At 42.2% G+C, this 16,602-nt stretch carries 14 protein-coding genes; 6 read left to right on the forward strand and 8 right to left on the reverse strand.

The annotated features are described in order from the left end of the window. Nucleotides 1-184: 184 nt before the first annotated feature. The 5 genes from betB (at nt 185) to AAC006_RS00565 (ending at nt 9,568) form a co-directional block, all read left to right on the forward strand. Complete coding sequence (gene betB, locus AAC006_RS00545) at nt 185-1,648, forward strand: betaine-aldehyde dehydrogenase (protein ID WP_013783860.1); 1,464 nt, start codon at nt 185-187, stop codon at nt 1,646-1,648. Beyond that, nucleotides 1,648-3,318, forward strand: coding sequence for a choline dehydrogenase (gene betA / locus AAC006_RS00550; protein WP_126872367.1), 1,671 nt, complete (start codon nt 1,648-1,650; stop codon nt 3,316-3,318). Before betB ends, betA begins: the two co-directional genes overlap by 1 nt. 103 nt (nt 3,319-3,421) lie before the next feature. Continuing rightward, entirely contained in the window at nt 3,422-4,639 is a 1,218-nt protein-coding gene (locus AAC006_RS00555; protein WP_126872366.1) for a BCCT family transporter, read from the forward strand. 70 nt (nt 4,640-4,709) lie between these two features. Next, nucleotides 4,710-7,067, forward strand: coding sequence for a TonB-dependent receptor (locus AAC006_RS00560; RefSeq protein ID WP_339890436.1), 2,358 nt, complete (start codon nt 4,710-4,712; stop codon nt 7,065-7,067). Nucleotides 7,068-7,252: 185 nt separating this feature from the next. Continuing rightward, on the forward strand, nt 7,253-9,568 hold the full coding sequence (locus AAC006_RS00565) for a CehA/McbA family metallohydrolase (RefSeq protein WP_339890437.1): 2,316 nt from the start codon (nt 7,253-7,255) through the stop codon (nt 9,566-9,568). A 112-nt stretch (nt 9,569-9,680) separates the two neighbouring features. On the opposite strand, the gene AAC006_RS00570 is transcribed toward AAC006_RS00565, so the two are convergent. The 7 genes from AAC006_RS00570 to AAC006_RS00600 all read right to left on the reverse strand — a co-directional run bounded on the left by AAC006_RS00570 (nt 9,681) and on the right by AAC006_RS00600 (nt 15,094). Beyond that, nucleotides 9,681-9,971 (reverse strand): type II toxin-antitoxin system RelE/ParE family toxin, encoded by a 291-nt coding sequence (locus AAC006_RS00570; RefSeq protein WP_013783865.1) that lies wholly within the window; start codon nt 9,969-9,971, stop codon nt 9,681-9,683. A gap of 2 nt (nt 9,972-9,973) precedes the next feature. Further along, entirely contained in the window at nt 9,974-10,228 is a 255-nt protein-coding gene (locus tag AAC006_RS00575) for a hypothetical protein (protein ID WP_013783866.1), read from the reverse strand. A 206-nt stretch (nt 10,229-10,434) separates the two neighbouring features. Then, nucleotides 10,435-11,628 (reverse strand): MFS transporter, encoded by a 1,194-nt coding sequence (locus AAC006_RS00580; protein ID WP_339890439.1) that lies wholly within the window; start codon nt 11,626-11,628, stop codon nt 10,435-10,437. A 902-nt stretch (nt 11,629-12,530) separates the two neighbouring features. Then, complete coding sequence (locus AAC006_RS00585) at nt 12,531-12,992, reverse strand: hypothetical protein (RefSeq protein WP_013783870.1); 462 nt, start codon at nt 12,990-12,992, stop codon at nt 12,531-12,533. Nucleotides 12,993-12,995: 3 nt separating this feature from the next. Next, the gene (locus AAC006_RS00590) at nt 12,996-13,472 is read right to left on the reverse strand and encodes a type II toxin-antitoxin system HicB family antitoxin (protein ID WP_013783871.1); all 477 of its coding nucleotides are present in this window, start codon (nt 13,470-13,472) and stop codon (nt 12,996-12,998) included. A gap of 376 nt (nt 13,473-13,848) precedes the next feature. Further along, on the reverse strand, nt 13,849-14,913 hold the full coding sequence (locus AAC006_RS00595; RefSeq protein WP_013783872.1) for a site-specific integrase: 1,065 nt from the start codon (nt 14,911-14,913) through the stop codon (nt 13,849-13,851). A 4-nt stretch (nt 14,914-14,917) separates the two neighbouring features. Beyond that, on the reverse strand, nt 14,918-15,094 hold the full coding sequence (locus AAC006_RS00600; protein ID WP_013783873.1) for a hypothetical protein: 177 nt from the start codon (nt 15,092-15,094) through the stop codon (nt 14,918-14,920). A gap of 93 nt (nt 15,095-15,187) precedes the next feature. Between AAC006_RS00600 and AAC006_RS00605 the strand changes: the two genes are divergently transcribed. Next, nucleotides 15,188-16,126: a hypothetical protein gene (locus tag AAC006_RS00605; RefSeq protein WP_126872362.1), complete on the forward strand. Its 939-nt coding sequence runs from the start codon at nt 15,188-15,190 to the stop codon at nt 16,124-16,126. Nucleotides 16,127-16,173: 47 nt separating this feature from the next. On the opposite strand, the gene AAC006_RS00610 is transcribed toward AAC006_RS00605, so the two are convergent. After that, nucleotides 16,174-16,575 carry an SEC-C metal-binding domain-containing protein gene (locus AAC006_RS00610; RefSeq protein ID WP_083820139.1) on the reverse strand — a complete coding sequence of 134 codons (402 nt, stop codon included), beginning with the start codon at nt 16,573-16,575 and terminating at the stop codon, nt 16,174-16,176. Between the last annotated feature and the right edge of the window lie 27 nt (nt 16,576-16,602).

Consider the following 16,602-nt stretch of genomic DNA (forward strand, 5'->3'; position numbering starts at 1 on the left):
GTTAGTGAAAACGCTGTTTGTAAACGTTTTAAGCATAAATAACGGATTCAAGACGTTAATTAAGCGGTATGTGTGTTATTTCGAGCGATCAGGCCTGCGTGAAGCGGTAAGCACGCCTGACGAAGTAAATTTGAACAATATCAGTGGGTTCTAAGCTGCTGATAGTTATCAAAATAGGTTTAATGTGACGACTCCAGTTTATCAAAATTTTATTCACGGCAAGTTCATTGCTAATAGCAGTGGTGAGACGTTTGCGGTTAAAAACCCTGCTACCGACGACGTTATTTACCATGTTGAAGTGGCAGACGAAGCGGTACAACAAGCGGCAATAGCAAGCGCAAAAGAAGGCTTTGCTATTTGGTCTGCTATGACACCGGTTGAGCGCAGCCGTATTCTATTAAAAGCGGTAGCGTTACTTCGTGAACGAAATGATGAGCTGGCTAAAATTGAAGTGCTAGATACCGGTAAACCTTGGCAAGAAGCCGAGTGTGTAGACGTTGTAACCGGTGCTGATGTCATTGAGTACTTTGCTGGCCTTGCTCCTACGCAAGTAGGTCAACAGCAGATGGTAGGCGACGACTTCTACTATACACGTAAAGAGCCACTTGGCATTTGTGCAGGTATTGGTGCCTGGAACTACCCATTACAAATTGCATGTTGGAAGTCTGGCCCAGCCTTAGCGGCAGGTAACGCCTTACTATTTAAACCTTCAGAAGAAACACCATTAGGTGCTATTAAACTTGCTGAAATTTTCTTTGAAGCGGGCGTACCCGCTGGCGTGTTCAATGTTGTACAAGGTGCAGCAGAAGTTGGCCAATGGTTAACCCAACACCCAGATATTGAAAAAGTGTCTTTTACTGGCGAAGTCGGTACAGGCAAAAAAGTAGTGGCGAATGCAGCCGGTTCATTAAAAGACGTCACCATGGAACTTGGTGGTAAATCGCCATTGTTGGTGTTTGAAGACGCCGACGTATCGCAAGCAGTAAGCGCAGCCATGCTGGGTAACTTTTATACCCAAGGTGAAGTTTGCACAAACTGTACACGGGTTTACGTGCATAAATCGGTATACCAAGCCTTTATTGACGAACTTAAAACCCGTACAGAACAAAACATAGTGGCTGGCGACCCGCTCGATCCAAACGTGAATTTAGGCGCACTTATTTCTAAAAATCACCAAGACTTAGTGATGAGCTACATCAATAAAGGTGTTGAAGAAGGCGCTACCGTGCTAACGGGCGGTACAACGCTTAACCCTGAATCAGCGCCAAACGGCTACTTTGTAGCACCTACTGTATTCACCGATTGCACCGACGAAATGACTATTGTTAAAGAAGAAATCTTTGGCCCAGTCATGAGTGTGTTGGTGTTTGAAGACGAAGCCGATGTTATTCAGCGTGCTAACAATACCCACTTAGGTTTGGCTGCAGGTGTGTTTACCAAAGATATTAAACGGGCACATCGCGTTATCCATAAGCTGCAAGCCGGTATTTGTTGGATAAACAGCTATGGTAATTCACCGGCTGAAATGCCAGTGGGCGGCTATAAGCAGTCTGGTATTGGCCGCGAAAATGGAATTGAAACGCTAGATCACTACACCCAGACCAAATCTGTATATGTGGGCATGACCGACATAGAGAGCCCGTTTTAATGAGTAAGCAAGCATATGATTACATCATAGTGGGTGCTGGCTCTGCAGGGTGTGTGTTGGCTAACCGACTATCAGAAGACGCAAATAATAACGTGCTTTTGCTAGAAACCGGCGGCAGTGATAAAAGCATTTTTATTAAAATGCCCACGGCGTTATCTATTCCCATGAATACCGACAAATATGCATGGCAGTTCCACACCGAAGAAGAGCCGTTTCTAGATAACCGCAAAATGCATTGCCCACGAGGTAAGGTATTGGGTGGTTCCTCATCAATTAACGGTATGGTGTACGTTCGCGGCCATGCAAAAGATTTCGATGAGTGGGAAGAACACGGCGCCCAAGGCTGGAACTACCAAGCTTGTTTACCTTATTTTCAAAAAGCCGAGTCATTTTATTTAGGTAATGATGACTACCGTGGTGGAAAGGGCCCTTTAGGGGTTAACAATGGCAACGAAATGGCCAACCCTTTATACACCGCCTTTATAGAAGCGGGAAAGGAAGCGGGCTACGCTACAACGGCTGATTATAACGCCGCCCAGCAGGAAGGCTTTGGTCCAATGCACATGACCGTGAAAGACGGCGTGCGCAGTTCGGCTAGCCGTGAATACCTAGACCCGGTTAAATCGCGGAAAAACCTAACGCTTGTTACCGGTGCCCTGGCTGAAAAAGTCATACTTGAAGGTAAAAAAGCGGTGGGTGTGCAGTACAGCGTAAACGGTAAACGTGTTACCGCAAAAGCCAATAAAGAGGTGGTGTTAAGTGCCGGTTCTATTGGCTCGCCACACCTTTTACAACTTTCTGGCATTGGCGACAGCGAAACGCTTAAAGCAGCAGGCGTTGACGTTAAGCACCATTTGCCAGGGGTAGGGCAGAACCTACAAGATCACTTGGAGTTTTACTTTCAATATAAGTGCAAACAGCCTATTACGCTTAACGGTAAATTAGGGCTGATTTCAAAAGGACTAATTGGTGCACGTTGGATGCTTACCCGCAAAGGGTTAGGCGCCACCAACCATTTTGAGTCTTGCGCGTTTATTCGCTCGAAGCCTGGTGTTGAATGGCCAGATATTCAGTATCACTTCTTACCAGCGGCCATGCGTTACGACGGGCTCAGTGCCTTTGATGGCCATGGTTTTCAGGTGCATGTTGGTCACAACAAGCCTAAAAGCCGCGGTGCCGTTACTATTAAAACGGCTAATCCTACCGACGCACCCAAAATTCAATTTAACTACTTGCAGCATCAAGACGACATTGAAGGCTTTCGTGCCTGCGTGCGTTTAACCCGTGAAATCATTGAACAAAGCGCGTTTGACGACTACCGAGAAGATGAAATTCAACCTGGTAAGCATATTCAAACCGATGAAGAAATTGACGCCTTCGTGCGCCAAGCGGTTGAAAGCGCTTATCACCCGTCTTGCTCGTGCAAAATGGGTGAAGATGCCATGGCAGTAGTGAATTCCAATACGCAAGTACATGGTATTGAGAGCCTACGTGTTGTGGATTCTTCAATTTTCCCAACAGTACCTAATGGCAACTTAAACGCGCCTACCATTATGGTGGCAGAAAAAGCGGCTGATTTAATACTGGGCAAGCCTGCGCTAGCACATTCACCGGTTAACGTTGCTACATCAAATAATTGGGAAACGGTTCAGCGTAATTCAACGATTTAATCTGAGCGGCCTACACGTACCAAAAAGGCATTTTTGGTACGTATGAAAAATATAACAACAGGAAGAAAGATGAAGCATTATCGATTGTTTTGGGGAGGTAGTAATGACCTTATGGCTTAATGCTGGGATCATTTTCACCCTATTAGCCATTGTGGTTATTCTTGTTAAATGGGGAAATGTGAAGTGTATCGGTGTCACCCCGGTTAGGCTTTTCACTTTTATCGCCATTCTATTTACCTCGGGCCTAGACGTTGGCCTAATCATGTTTCCGCTTACCGAGTTCGGTGGCTATGCAAACATAGCAGCGAACCCTGAATACGCCTTTACTAACCCTATTGCCATTGAGTTTGGCTATTGGGGCTTTCTAATATGGGGCTTTTACTTTCTTACCTGTTTTTATTTTTGCGTGGTAGAGCCCAAGGTTAAGTTCTTCGAAATACCACTGGTTAAATTCATTAATAACGTGGTCATTATTGGTACCTGCGCCTTTACCGCATTTTTACTACTGTCGAATTTACCCTGGTATTTACCCGCTATCGGCGATGGCGAGTCCATCATACCTACTTTCTATTTCGTCGTGTTCGCGGCTATCTGTTTTGCGGTTTACTCCAGTACCGACATTAAATATGTACGGTTACTGAGTATCTCTACAACGTGGTTATTTATCGCGTTAATTGGCTTCATGTGGGCGGGCGCCTTTTTGGGAAGTGACAGCCAAATTGCCGCATTTACACATAATTTGGAACTCATAGGCAGTTACTTTGGAAACATTGAACACTTCGTGTTGCCGCTAAACGAATACCACGAGTTTTACTTATTTTGGTGGTTCGCATGGAGCATCATGATTGGGCAGTTCACTTCGCGTTTTGTAGGAGGTTTACGCACCTATCAAGTGCTAGGCGCCATGCTGATATTCCCTTCAATACCTATTGCGGTGTGGTTTAGCGTTATTTATCAATATCACGAAGCTGGCATACCCACCACTGGTTTGAAGAACTTTGCGATGGCCTTTGTAGGAATTGTATTTGTTATTAACTCGTTAGATTCGCTTATTCGCTTGTATACAGACAATTTAAATTTAACGGTGAAGCGCTTCGGAAGGGTTAAGTACATTGCTATGAATGTAGCCATGCTTTCCTTACTAACTCTGCTGTTTAAATTAGAGTTTTTACAAATTCAGTGGGTAGGTGCATTAGTCATCGGCCTGTTTTTCAGCTGCGCATTTTTCATGCTGTACCGTAAACCAAAAACCGTAAAAAATATCGATAGTTCTCCTGAAGACAACGAAATCGATTTTACAAAAATAGATTCAGGGCCGTAAGAGCCTCAAATAAAAACATCACTATCTATCTAATAACAGAAAATAAAACACAACACACAACGGGAGTTTTATGAACACTTATGTGCCAAAAAAACGAAGCTTAATCGCTTTATCTGTACTTGCAGCGACGTCATTAACGTCAATGCATGCGCTAGCTCAAGAAGCAGAAACGCAAGCAGCTGAAGAAGACAAAGATGTTGAATCAATATTAGTAACTGGGCGTAATGTTTCATACGCTAACAGTGCAACTTCAACAGAAATGAAAAAGCAACAAACCCCGATGACTAGCGCATTGGCACTTATAGACAATTTGCCAGGTGTATTGGTAACTGAAGGCGACCCGTTTGGTTCTGATGAATGGTCTACTACGATTTCAATTCGTGGTTTTCAGGTTAACCTTGACTCTCAGCAAATTGGGATGACCGTTGATGGCATTGCCAACGGTAACTCTAACTACGGTGGTGGTACTAAAGCCAGCCGATATATTGATACCGAAAACTTACGTGGCACTGTTGTTTCACAGGGTACCGCTGACATTAGCTCTCGTTCGAATGAAGCTCTTGGTGGAACAATGGATTTTACTACCATTAGACCTGCGCTGGATGAGCAATTAACAGTAAGTACTACATTTGCAGAATACAACGCCAATAAAGTGTATGTTCGTTACGATACCGGCGAGATTGCTCCAGATACGTTTGCATGGATTTCGTTATCTACTCAGCAAAATGATGATTACATGGATGGGTCAGTGACTAATACCCGTGACCATTTAGAAGGTAAAATCATTAGTACAGTTGGTGAAGTAGACCTTACTGGCTACGTGAGTTACGACGATGCACAAGAATACACCTATCAACGTGTTTATGGGTTAGCCCAGTATGCTCAAAACCCTGAATGGGATGGACTAACTGATACGTGGTCTGGTATTCCTTATCAAGATCAGGTGTTTCGCGAAGGGTGGGTTACCGAGCGTGAGAACTTCTTCACCTATCTAAAAGCCGATTTCTCAGTGGGAAGTGTTGATTTTAGTACTAACGTTTATTATCACGAAAACGAAGGTACTGGTAAGTGGAACCCATACTATATTGCCGATGTAACTGATGACGGCGCGGGTAATGCAAACTCTGAATTAAATACTTCAAGCACCGTAAACGGCGGCAGCACCCTAGGCCTAATCTATTTTGTTAATAGTGCTGGTGAAGCCCTTTCACCTATTGATAACTGTGTCAGTTCAATCAGTTCACCTTACGGTGGTGGTGGCGCTGAAGTTGATCCAAATTGCTATGAGCAAGGCGCTATTGCAGTTAGCTCTAACCGTCATACACATTATAACAAAAAGCGCTACGGCATTAACGGTGACTTCGTATGGAACACAACCATTGCCGATATGGACAACGTAGTTCGTGGTGGTTTTTGGTATGAAGATTATCAGCGTGACGAATACCGCGATTGGCACAAAACCATTGATGCTTCAACAAGCGCTCGCTACGAAAACACCCCTTATTGGATTCAGTACGACCGAGAGTTTCCTGTTGAAACCCTTATGTACTATGTTGAAAACGAACTTGATGCAGGGTTTGCGAAAATTCGTTTAGGGGCAAAGCAGTTTAACGTTGATGTGTCTAAAGAAGACCAATTTACCCCTGAAAATAACTTAGATATATCGTCTGACTCAGATGTACTTATTTCTGCTGGTTTCGTTGCACCATTACCGGTTAACGGTTTAGAGCTTTTCGGTGGATATGCAGAGAACTTTGCAGCGGTTAAAGATGCGGTATTAGAGCGTGACGACACTGATATCAGTACGGTAGAGCCAGAAACCGCAGACAATATCGATTTCGGTTTGCGTTATTCAACGCCTGGATTCAACGCAAGCTTAACGTATTACACGATTGAATTTGAAAACCGCATTACCTTTGTAAGTAACGAAGACGTGAATGGTATCGATTTCTTAGAATCTGCTGCAGGCGGCTACATCAATGACGGTGGTATTGAATCTGATGGTATTGAAGCATCAATTGATTACAGCATTACCGATTCATTAGGCATCTATGTTTCATATACTAAAAACGACTCGACTTATACTGACGAAGGCGTAAGCGGTAATACCGTGATAGGTTCGCCAGAAGATATGGCTGTGGTTAGTTTTGATTACACCAAAGGTGATTTTTACGCTGGCTTTAGCACAAAATATGTTGGTGAGCGTTTCTTAGACCAAGCTAATACACAAGAAACTGACTCTTACATTGTAAGCGACCTGTATTTAGGTAAAACGGCTTACGACATTGGCGGTAGCATTGATAGCGTAGAGCTAAGCTTTACTGTAAACAATGTGTTCGATGAAGATTACCTTGGTTCTATTGCTGCAAACGCTGGATGGATTGGTGCCCCTCGCATCGCTTCTTTCAACGTGCGCGTTGCGATGTAATTCAAGAGGTGTAAAAGCGCTATTCAATAGCGCTTTAGAATAAAAATAATAAAGCCGCAACCAGGCTTACTGGCTGCGGCTTTATTCTTAAATATTTTCGCATGGTTTACGTACTAACGCGCTATTGCTGTCTTTTTCATGCGCCATTCACTCAAACGACTTGTATTACCACATAAGGTGTTTTCATGAAGTTTTCGACGCTAAGTCCTGCATTATTGGGTATTTCATTACTGGTATCGGGGAGTCTTTTATCACATGCAAGTCATGCCTCGGTTAGTATCACAAAAGGGAAAACGGCTATTCCACATGGGAATGCTATTTCCAACGAAGATTTAACCATTCAAAACGATCAACTCGCATTCGCTATTGCAGTAGATTCAGCGCCGCCGTGGGGCGTAGCAAGAGGCTGTATAGTTGACATTGCCAATGTGAAAGAGGATGGCACGCTTAGTAACGACCGCGTTGCGTTTGCCGATTTCATCCCAAATAATTGGTCAAGCTGGCCTAATACCTACACTAAAATAGATATTCTTAAAGATACTGCTCAAGAAGCGGTCGTGAATATTAAAAGAGACTTTGGCGAAACTGAAATAAGCACAACGTACAGCCTTTCTGAGGGCTCAGATCTTATTCATGTTGAAACCACAATGACCAATAAAGGTGATAGCGATATTGACGCGCTTTCAGGCTACACCTTATGGCCAGATTCCGGATACAAATTTGCTGTTCCTCGTAGCCACACTACCGAAAAATCATCTGAAAATGTATGGTTATCAGACCGTTTCGTGGGTTATGACGAAGAATGGGCGGTTGCATTGCACGCCCCTTATATGCGTGAAACTAAAAATCAGTCGCGTGATTTATACGCGGCACATACACTTAGTCCTTCACAAAGTATGACTTTTTCGGGTGATTATCAGGTATTGCCCCGTGGTAACTTAGCGCCCGTTGTGAGTGCCGAAATAAAGCGAAAGGCGCTTAAAAGTGGAACAATAGCAGCGCACGTAAGTACACAGGAAGGGCAAGCCGTTGAACAAGCCGCCATTGTAGTGTCACAAAATGGTGTGCCTTATATGTGGGCCATGGGGAACGGCAAGAATGTGGATTTCACGCTGCCGGTAGGCGACTATGAAGTTTACGCTACGGGCAAACAACATTCAGACAGTAAAACGCGACTGATTACCGTTGAAGAGAACGTGACTCAGAAACTCTCATTCGATGCGCTACGCGCCCCGGGTAAAATAAGCCTTAATATTACCGACGCAAAAAGTCAGCAGCCCATAGATGCAAAAATTAAAATAGAGCAGGGCAATCAACCACTCATCGAATATTTAGGGGCACGAGCCTTCTTCACCGACCTTGATAATATTGGCAACGCCGTATTTGGTTTGGCACCAGGGGAATACGAATTAAGCGTTTCACATGGCGCGGGCTTTAACGCTAAAAGAACTTTGATTTCGGCAAGCGTTAATGCAAATGAAACCACGACTTTAGCAAGTGCTATTGATGTAAAAACGTACCCTACGAAATACGGTTGGTACGCAGGCGACCTGCACCATCATGCCGATGTATTAGAAGGGTCAACAAACCCGACAAATCTGGTGCGTTCTCAACTAGCCGCTGGGTTAAACGTGTTATTTGTAAGTGATCATGATTCCACTAAAAATAACGACACCATTCAAACTCTAGCCGATGCACGCGATGTGCCCTTTATACCGTCTATTGAAGTGTCGCCGTCTTGGGGTCATTTCAACGCATTTCCTATCGATAGTGGCGCGCAATTAACGGTCGATCCAGGTGTAGATGATATACATACCATTATTGAAGATGTGCGGCGTATGGGCGCTACCGTTATTGCGTCAAATCACCCCTACATACCTTATGGCTATTTAAGCAGTTTAGATAAAGGCACAGCGCCGGGCGGCTTTAACCCTAGCATAGATTTATTTGAGTTAAATGCCGTGGTGAATAACGAGCCAACTATTAATAAAGCGCATCAGTTTTGGAATGAAGGGTTACCCTACTATTTTACCGCGGGATCAGACACTCACGATGTGTTAAACCAAACCAGTGGTTTAAATCGGTTGTTTGTGTATACCGGCAGTAAACCGACAGCTAAGGCCTTTGCACAGGCTGCAAAGGATGGCCATTCATACGTATCTTTTGGCCCTGTGATTTACCCTAAAAACGTAATGTTTGGCGATACGTTGAAGCTAGCAAAGGCACAAGCGCGAACGATTACTTTCGATTTGGTGGCGGTAAATGGGCTTAAGTCGGTGCAGTTGATTGGTAGTGATAGCGCTGCCACTGCTACCGATACGCAAAGTGCCGGGAACAGCGTAGTGCTTGAAGATAAAACGCTTACTGGGGATCACGACTCCGTTAGCTTTGAAGTTCCACAAGTTTCGGGCTGGGTAGCGTTAGTGGTAGAAGACAACGAAGGCCGTAAAGCCTATACCAATCCCATTTGGCTTGAGTTGGTTGATGAGAGCCAGTTTTAGTAGTTGATATTGAAAGTGGGGTCAGAGTGCTTTTGCTAGTAAAGGTATTCTGACCTCATTTCTTCAGTTCTTATTCGTTAATTAATAGAAAAGCTGATAAAAACGACTGCCCCTAAAGGTCTTCTAAATGCTCGCGACCAATCACTCGGCTAATTTCTATTTGGTTGCAACTTTCAATTGTACGAAAATAAATTGTGTGCACACCGTACACACTTCTGCGATATCCTGGACGAATGTGAGAGACTTTCGGGTAGGTGGCCGGTGTATGTGCTATCTGATCCAGACGAATTTCTAATCCGCTTAAGTACTTGGTAGCCTGATTGACTCCAAATCGGTCAATACCAAAAAGAAATAGACGTTCAATATCGTCCGCAGCATCTGGCGATAGCTTGTACTTAGCCACGGTTAGCCTTTCTTATTAAGAGCAGCTTGTTTTATGTCTTCAATGCTAAGCTTGCTGTAGCCTTCTTTTTCAATTCTTTGTTCGGCTTGAATCAGTAATGCTCTAGTGCGAATTAAATCGGCCTCTTCTTCTTTACGTCGCTGCCGTATAAGATCATTAATCACTTCACTGTGGCTTGCATACTCTTGGCTTTCAACCTGAAACTTGAGCCACTCTGCATTGGGTTCATTAATACTGATACTTTGACGATTAGCCATATAAAAAACTATAATTTGGTGCGTTATAGCTTCAATTATACACCAATTTTAATAATGCAAAAGCGTCTAGGTTTTAGCGACGTAAACAATAAGCCCCGAACCTTTTAGGTTTGGGTTTTCGTATTTAGTGAAGCAAGTGAGTATTATAGATGTGTGGGGAGTCAAAAGGCACTTTATGCGCCTAAAATACCCCACTATTACATAACTTAGCTAGCAGCAAGGGCAGGATTGCGTTTACGCAGTTGCAGATAACTAAGCGCCCACATGATAAACCCACCAAAGAAAAGCATAGCCGATACATAGCCTGTTTCGTTGAAACTAGCGCCCGATGCCAATAGTGCGCCGCCCAGCATTGGGCCAATAGCATTTGCCGTATTAAATGCGCACTGCACAAGCGCACCTATCATTGCATGCCCCGTGGGTGAAACATCTAACAACATCGACTGAATAACGGCGGCTAAGCCCACGCTTGCACCAAGCAGAAATACCGTAAGGTAAAGCCACCAAATATTACTTGCCGCAAACACATATATAACAGACACCCCAACACTGCATAGCAACGCAATACCTGTGGTACGAAGAGGAGATTTGTCAGCCAGTTTACTAATAAACCAATTACCGATAGTGGTACCAATACCAAACATCATCATGGCAATCGAAATGGTTACTTCTGGCGAGTTAGTCACGTTTAATATGGTATCGGCAAGGTAGGTATAAATACAAAACACACCACCAAAGCCAACAAATATGATGCCTGAAATTGACCATACGAGTTTGTTCTTAAGCACGCCAAACTCTTCCCGTAAGTTCGTTGGCGTGGTGACTGGGCTGCTAGGCACGAACATATAAATAAGTGCGATGGTGATGAGCGCAAGGGCCGCGACTAGCGCCATACACACTCGCCAACTCATATTTTGCCCTATCAGGGTTGCCATGGGCACACCGACAATAGTGGCAATAGTTAAACCAGCAAACACCATCGACATATAGCTGGCGCGTTTACCAGCAGGAGCCATACTAGCGGCAATCAATAACGCAGTACCAAAATAAGCGCCGTGGGGCAAACCAGACAATACACGATAAAACACCAACTCTGGCAAGCTAGAGGCGATAGCACTTAAGCCATTAGCTATACAAATCATTGCTGCAAAGATGATCAGAGAAGTGCGTCTGTTGGTCTTGTTAGTCAGTAACATAAACGACGGCGCGCCAATGACCACACCAATGGCATAGCCGCTTATTACATTGCCGGCCATTGATGGCGTGACAGCATAAGTTTCGGCGATAAGAGGTAACATCGACATAGATGAAAACTCTGTAAGCCCTAAAACAAATGTGCCCAGCGCCATTACGAAGATAGGCCAAACTACGGCGCTTGGGTTTGAAGGTGATGCAGACATAAATACCTTAAAATTTGATGGTGAGGAATAATGTAAGCCTCAGCAATCACAAATACGTTGTAAGAAATTGCGCGATAGAAAGCAATTAACGTATTTACGTTAACGTTCGATACAGCAACTTGGTGTAGTAGGGATGTTTTGAGCCAAAGGAAACCTAGAGATAAACCGGTATTCGCATTAAGCAATGAATTCTTATTAGGAAAGGTATTATATGCTAGGAATGCATCATATTTCTATTGCTAGCGCCACAGATAGCTTAGTTTTATCGGTCAAGTGCTGAATGTTCCAATATCTAGCTCCACTTCTTACATAGGCACTTGATGAAATCTCTTTGCTAGTAATGTTGGTAAAACAATAAAAAGTCAGTTACTTTTTCTGCTACTCAGTTTTTCTAAGAATTTAAAGGAATAACGTCATCTGATGTCACACTTACCTTCTCCCTCGTGGCTATCTACGGTCAATAATGGGGCAACGGCAACGAGGGCGAAGAATTTGCCCGTGGAAACTAAAGCCCAAAAGGACAGAAACGTAATACTTTTTTCGGGAACATACATTCATTTGGTGTGTTGCAAGAGATCTTACTCTACGAATTCCACCAAATCCCCATTGAACAAGCTAGGGGCTTTTATCTGCCAAAGACTAAAGAGCGCAATCAGATAGCCGTGTAGTAACTTTTGCCATAATGGGTACACCAATTTCCTCTAGTTTGCGTTGTGTACCCAATGGTGTACCTAAAGATCAAAGAAGCTAAGGGAAGCTATTGAACGTTAAAATACGCCAAGTTATTGATTTTACGTTGGTACGGACACAAAAAAAGACGCCCTAGGACGTCTTTAGATGTTGAATTGGTGGAGCTGGCGGGATTTGAACCCGTAACTATTTTCATGATTTCAATTGCTTAGCTAACTCTCGTCACTGCTAATGTCACCAGAATATTGAGCCGGTACACTACTAAACTTAGTTGACCTTAACAATTGTCCCGCCTGTTCAATGTGAAATTGCTTACATGCCGCCATAACTAGATATCTGACATAGTCGGTTTCAACTAAGGATTGAACAGTATTCTCTACATCCTTTGAAACAGAAGTTATATCAACAGTGAATGAAGAAACTGCCTCGAGAGTTAAGGAGAACGCAATCTCTGAGTCTTCTAAATCATGACCAACAAATCCAGTTAATTCGGATTTAGACTCAAAATGTAATTCGATCACATTATTTTCCGAGTCTTCAGTAGTATCGATTTCTTCAAAATTAATTGCTAAAGAACTTTTAACTAAGCCTTTTTTGTTAGAGACATCTAATCTTTTATCATCGAATGATGAATGTAAGAGCTTTGATCTCAGTAAATCTAATTGAATGTTCATTAGTTAATGGCAGTCCTTTGAATCATAATCAACATTCTTGGCTGAGATTGATTTATTAGCATAACTAAAGGTAGCTTCTTCTCCAAATACTACGTCTTGAGTAGTAGAAGTCCTTGTGATGTGCGTAACATTCAAATTGATCACATCTCTAGTTATCAATTTTTCCTCGCAGGCTTTTTTGATAAAGTCATTAATTTTAATGCCCATCCTTTCGGATTGATAAGCAACCTGCCTGTGCAAGTCATTACCAAGCCGAACATTGAGTGAACCTTTAAATGTTTTATCTGGTTCAGCTCCTAATTCTTCACAAATTATCAAATAATCATCAACAGCACTTTTAAACTCTGCTTCTAGTTCCAATACTGTATCACCTGAAAAGGTAACTAGATCGTTAATATATAATATTTTCCCATAAAGATTTTTCTTATGAAGACACGTTTCTATTGAGCCTATGTACCCTTTATAATCTAAAACGTTCATATCGCACCTCTACAAATATCCATATTCTTTCAACTTCTGTACAACATCATTAAGTGCACTTTGACAAACGGGATCACTGCCGTGCGGCTTATGAAGGATAATTTTATTCATTGATTCATCGAAGAAAATAATCCTACTCCCGCTGGTTTTCCCTCTATTGTGTAATGTAAAACCGAGATTTTGTAAAAAGCTACTGAGTTTAGAAAATCTGCAGTCGCTCGGTACCGGTATTCTTTGTATGTAAATCTTGAATTTGTCTTGACTTCCCACTTCCGTACTCGCATCGGTTCCATGTGATAATAGTGCAACTAAAAAATAGTTGCAAAGAATTTGTTGTGTTCTTGTGCCGAATCGTACAAGAAATACGACTAAATAACTAAGACTCGTTTATCCATCTTCCATAAACTTTTCGAATCATTCCCCAATCAGCATGACCCATTTGCTTTGCAACCCACATAGGATTTTTGCCAGATGATAGCATCATTGATGCATAAGTATGCCTACATTGGTAAGGGTAACGATAAGGAATATTTAGCTTTTTAAGAGCAGGTTTCCAAGTGTATTTACGTAACCCGTCAGCATATTTGTACTCTTTCATAGTCTTTGGGTCAATAAATACTCTTTTCGAATTAAAGAACTTTGATGATTCTATTGATGTAAGAGCCTGTAATGCCAAGCAGTGCAATTCTATAGTTCGAATGCTTCCAGCAGTTTTAGGTACTTTCTCTTTTCCAGAAGTAATATTAACCCGTATGTGTGCCAAACGTTTTTCTATATCAACGTCTTCCCAACGAAGTCCAAGTAATTCACCAGTCCGCAAGCCTGTATAAAATGCAAATTGAAAAAACTCTTTATAGGGGGACTGTAACGCATTAAGTATTTTTTTGATCTCAGACTTATTGAAGGGCTTTGGTTCATTAATTTTTTGTTTGTACCTTTCAATGCGTTCGACTGGATTTGAGTCGATTACACCATCAAAGTATGCACGCTTGAAGATCTGACTAAGCACATTGCGAGTTTCATTAATTGATTTACCAGAGAGTAAGCATTCAGATGCCCATTCATCAAACATACTAGCTTTAAACTCATTTAAAATCAGGTGTCCCCAATTAGGCTTAATGTATGAATTGTATTTTTGTGTATAGCCCCGAATAGTTGTATGTGACCAGTTTCGCTGCTTTTGTTTAAACCAAATGTTTGAATAATCGTGAATAGTGTAAGTACAGCCATTATCAAAAGCTTTTTGCATTATCTTGCTGTTGGGAAAGCGACTCGCAATTGCTTTGTCGTTTAGTGAAATCGCCATCTTGTAAATAGCTTCTTGTTCCTCAATTCTTTTTGCAGCGGTTTTATTATGTGGGGCGGGTATCGTTTCTCTGAATCTTTCATGGTTAAGAGTGAAGTCTATTACATATCCGCCGTTTACAGCTTTAACACTCATTTTGTTATTCTCCTTTCATCCATTGGTAAATCATTTCAACGATAAAAATCAATCTGCCATCAGGCGCTTTTAGATAATGCCGCTGTTTTATCCAAACACCTTTTTTCACCTTCATTCGAATTGCTTCTTTTGAATATCCTGTCATTTCAGAAAGTTTGTCTGTTGTTACTAATCCGCTCATAAATTTGTACTCCCGTATAAACGAAGTACTAGATTGGTCTTGATTGGTCTGCTAAAACAGGGGGCATACGGGTTACATACGGGTAGTGAAAATATGGAAGTTGTTGAAAAACAGGATGTTGAAGATCTAGAGAAGTCGTTAGACGTAGCGTTGCAGTTTTTTAGTGTTCACCTACCGAACATAGTTGGTGAAGAAATTGGGGCTTTTCTAATAGAACAAACTCATCGATTGATTCGACAAAATGCGGCTGATGAATCCCATTTTTACTTTACTGCTGCAGAAATATATAAGTCTATGAATGGGCAAGACGATTCAGAGAAAGCAAGACGCTGGATGAAAGGGCATGAAGAAAAACTCTCAAAGCTTTTTGCTCAAACATCTTCATTGAACGCATTACTTACAGAAAAAAATTTAAGCCCACTTAGACTAGAGCGCGTGAATTCGAAAGGTGGCATTCCTACGAAGTGGAGAATTCGCACTGGTTCTGTGAAATCGACTGGTACAGGAAATTCAAATGCCCTAAAGGTGCGGTACGTCGTCACACATATTGATGATGCATTGCCATGGGCTAAACCTTTTTCCAATCTGATTCTAACTCCAAGAAAGCTTATATTAGTTGCAATAGGTTTACTGACGTCGATTGTACTAACACTCTACACGCTTATTGGATTGGTAGAGTGGGGCAGCAAGACGACTAATACATGTGTGGTTATTTTTGGCATAGTTGCAGGTATCATTTTCAAGACGCTGCACGAGTTACTTAATAAAGGGATAACGACATATCCTGCATTTTGGTCTAAAAAATTAGCAAAAAATAAGCTACTAACGATTAACGCGACAGGACAAACTAACGCACCTATATGCATGAAAGCAGTTACGATTGAAGCGAAATGCTCAGTTTGTGGGGAAGACCTACTAATTGAAAAGAGCAGAGAGTTTCATAATAGGTTCGTTGGAAAGTGCAGGGTGGCACCGTCAGAACATGTGTTTTCTTTTGACCATATAACGAAGGAGGGAACATTCCTTCGTTAAAAACAAGACCGTATTTTTAAAGATCATTATGAATAATGCGTTGCGGTTTATATGAATTCGGGTTTGCTGTGGAATCTGATAGCGCCATGCTCGATACGTGAATATTCAAAAGCCTCATCTAATGAACCGAACGGTCCAGCCATTTGCACATTAGAGCATTCACCAGAAGTAACGATAACCATGCCGCTAATAAAGGCGTCAGTGTTATGCATTTCATTCAGTGTATTTGCTTTTCGGCTATCTAATGTCATTACTAAACAGCAGAGGCCATCTGTAGATAAATCAAATGGTGACTCTTCGGGCAAGCGTTCTCGTGAATAACCGAGAAATTGCTGCTCTGACATAGATAGCGGAGTACTGCTTTCCCGAGTAACATTTTTATTAGCGCAGCAATGCTTGTATTTCTTGTTGCTCCCACATGGGCATTTATCATTTCTACCAATTTTCATATTTGTCTCTAGTTTGTTTTGTTCAGT

The organism is uncultured Alteromonas sp., assembly GCF_963976965.1.
Classification (GTDB): Bacteria; Pseudomonadota; Gammaproteobacteria; order Enterobacterales; family Alteromonadaceae; genus Alteromonas; species Alteromonas naphthalenivorans.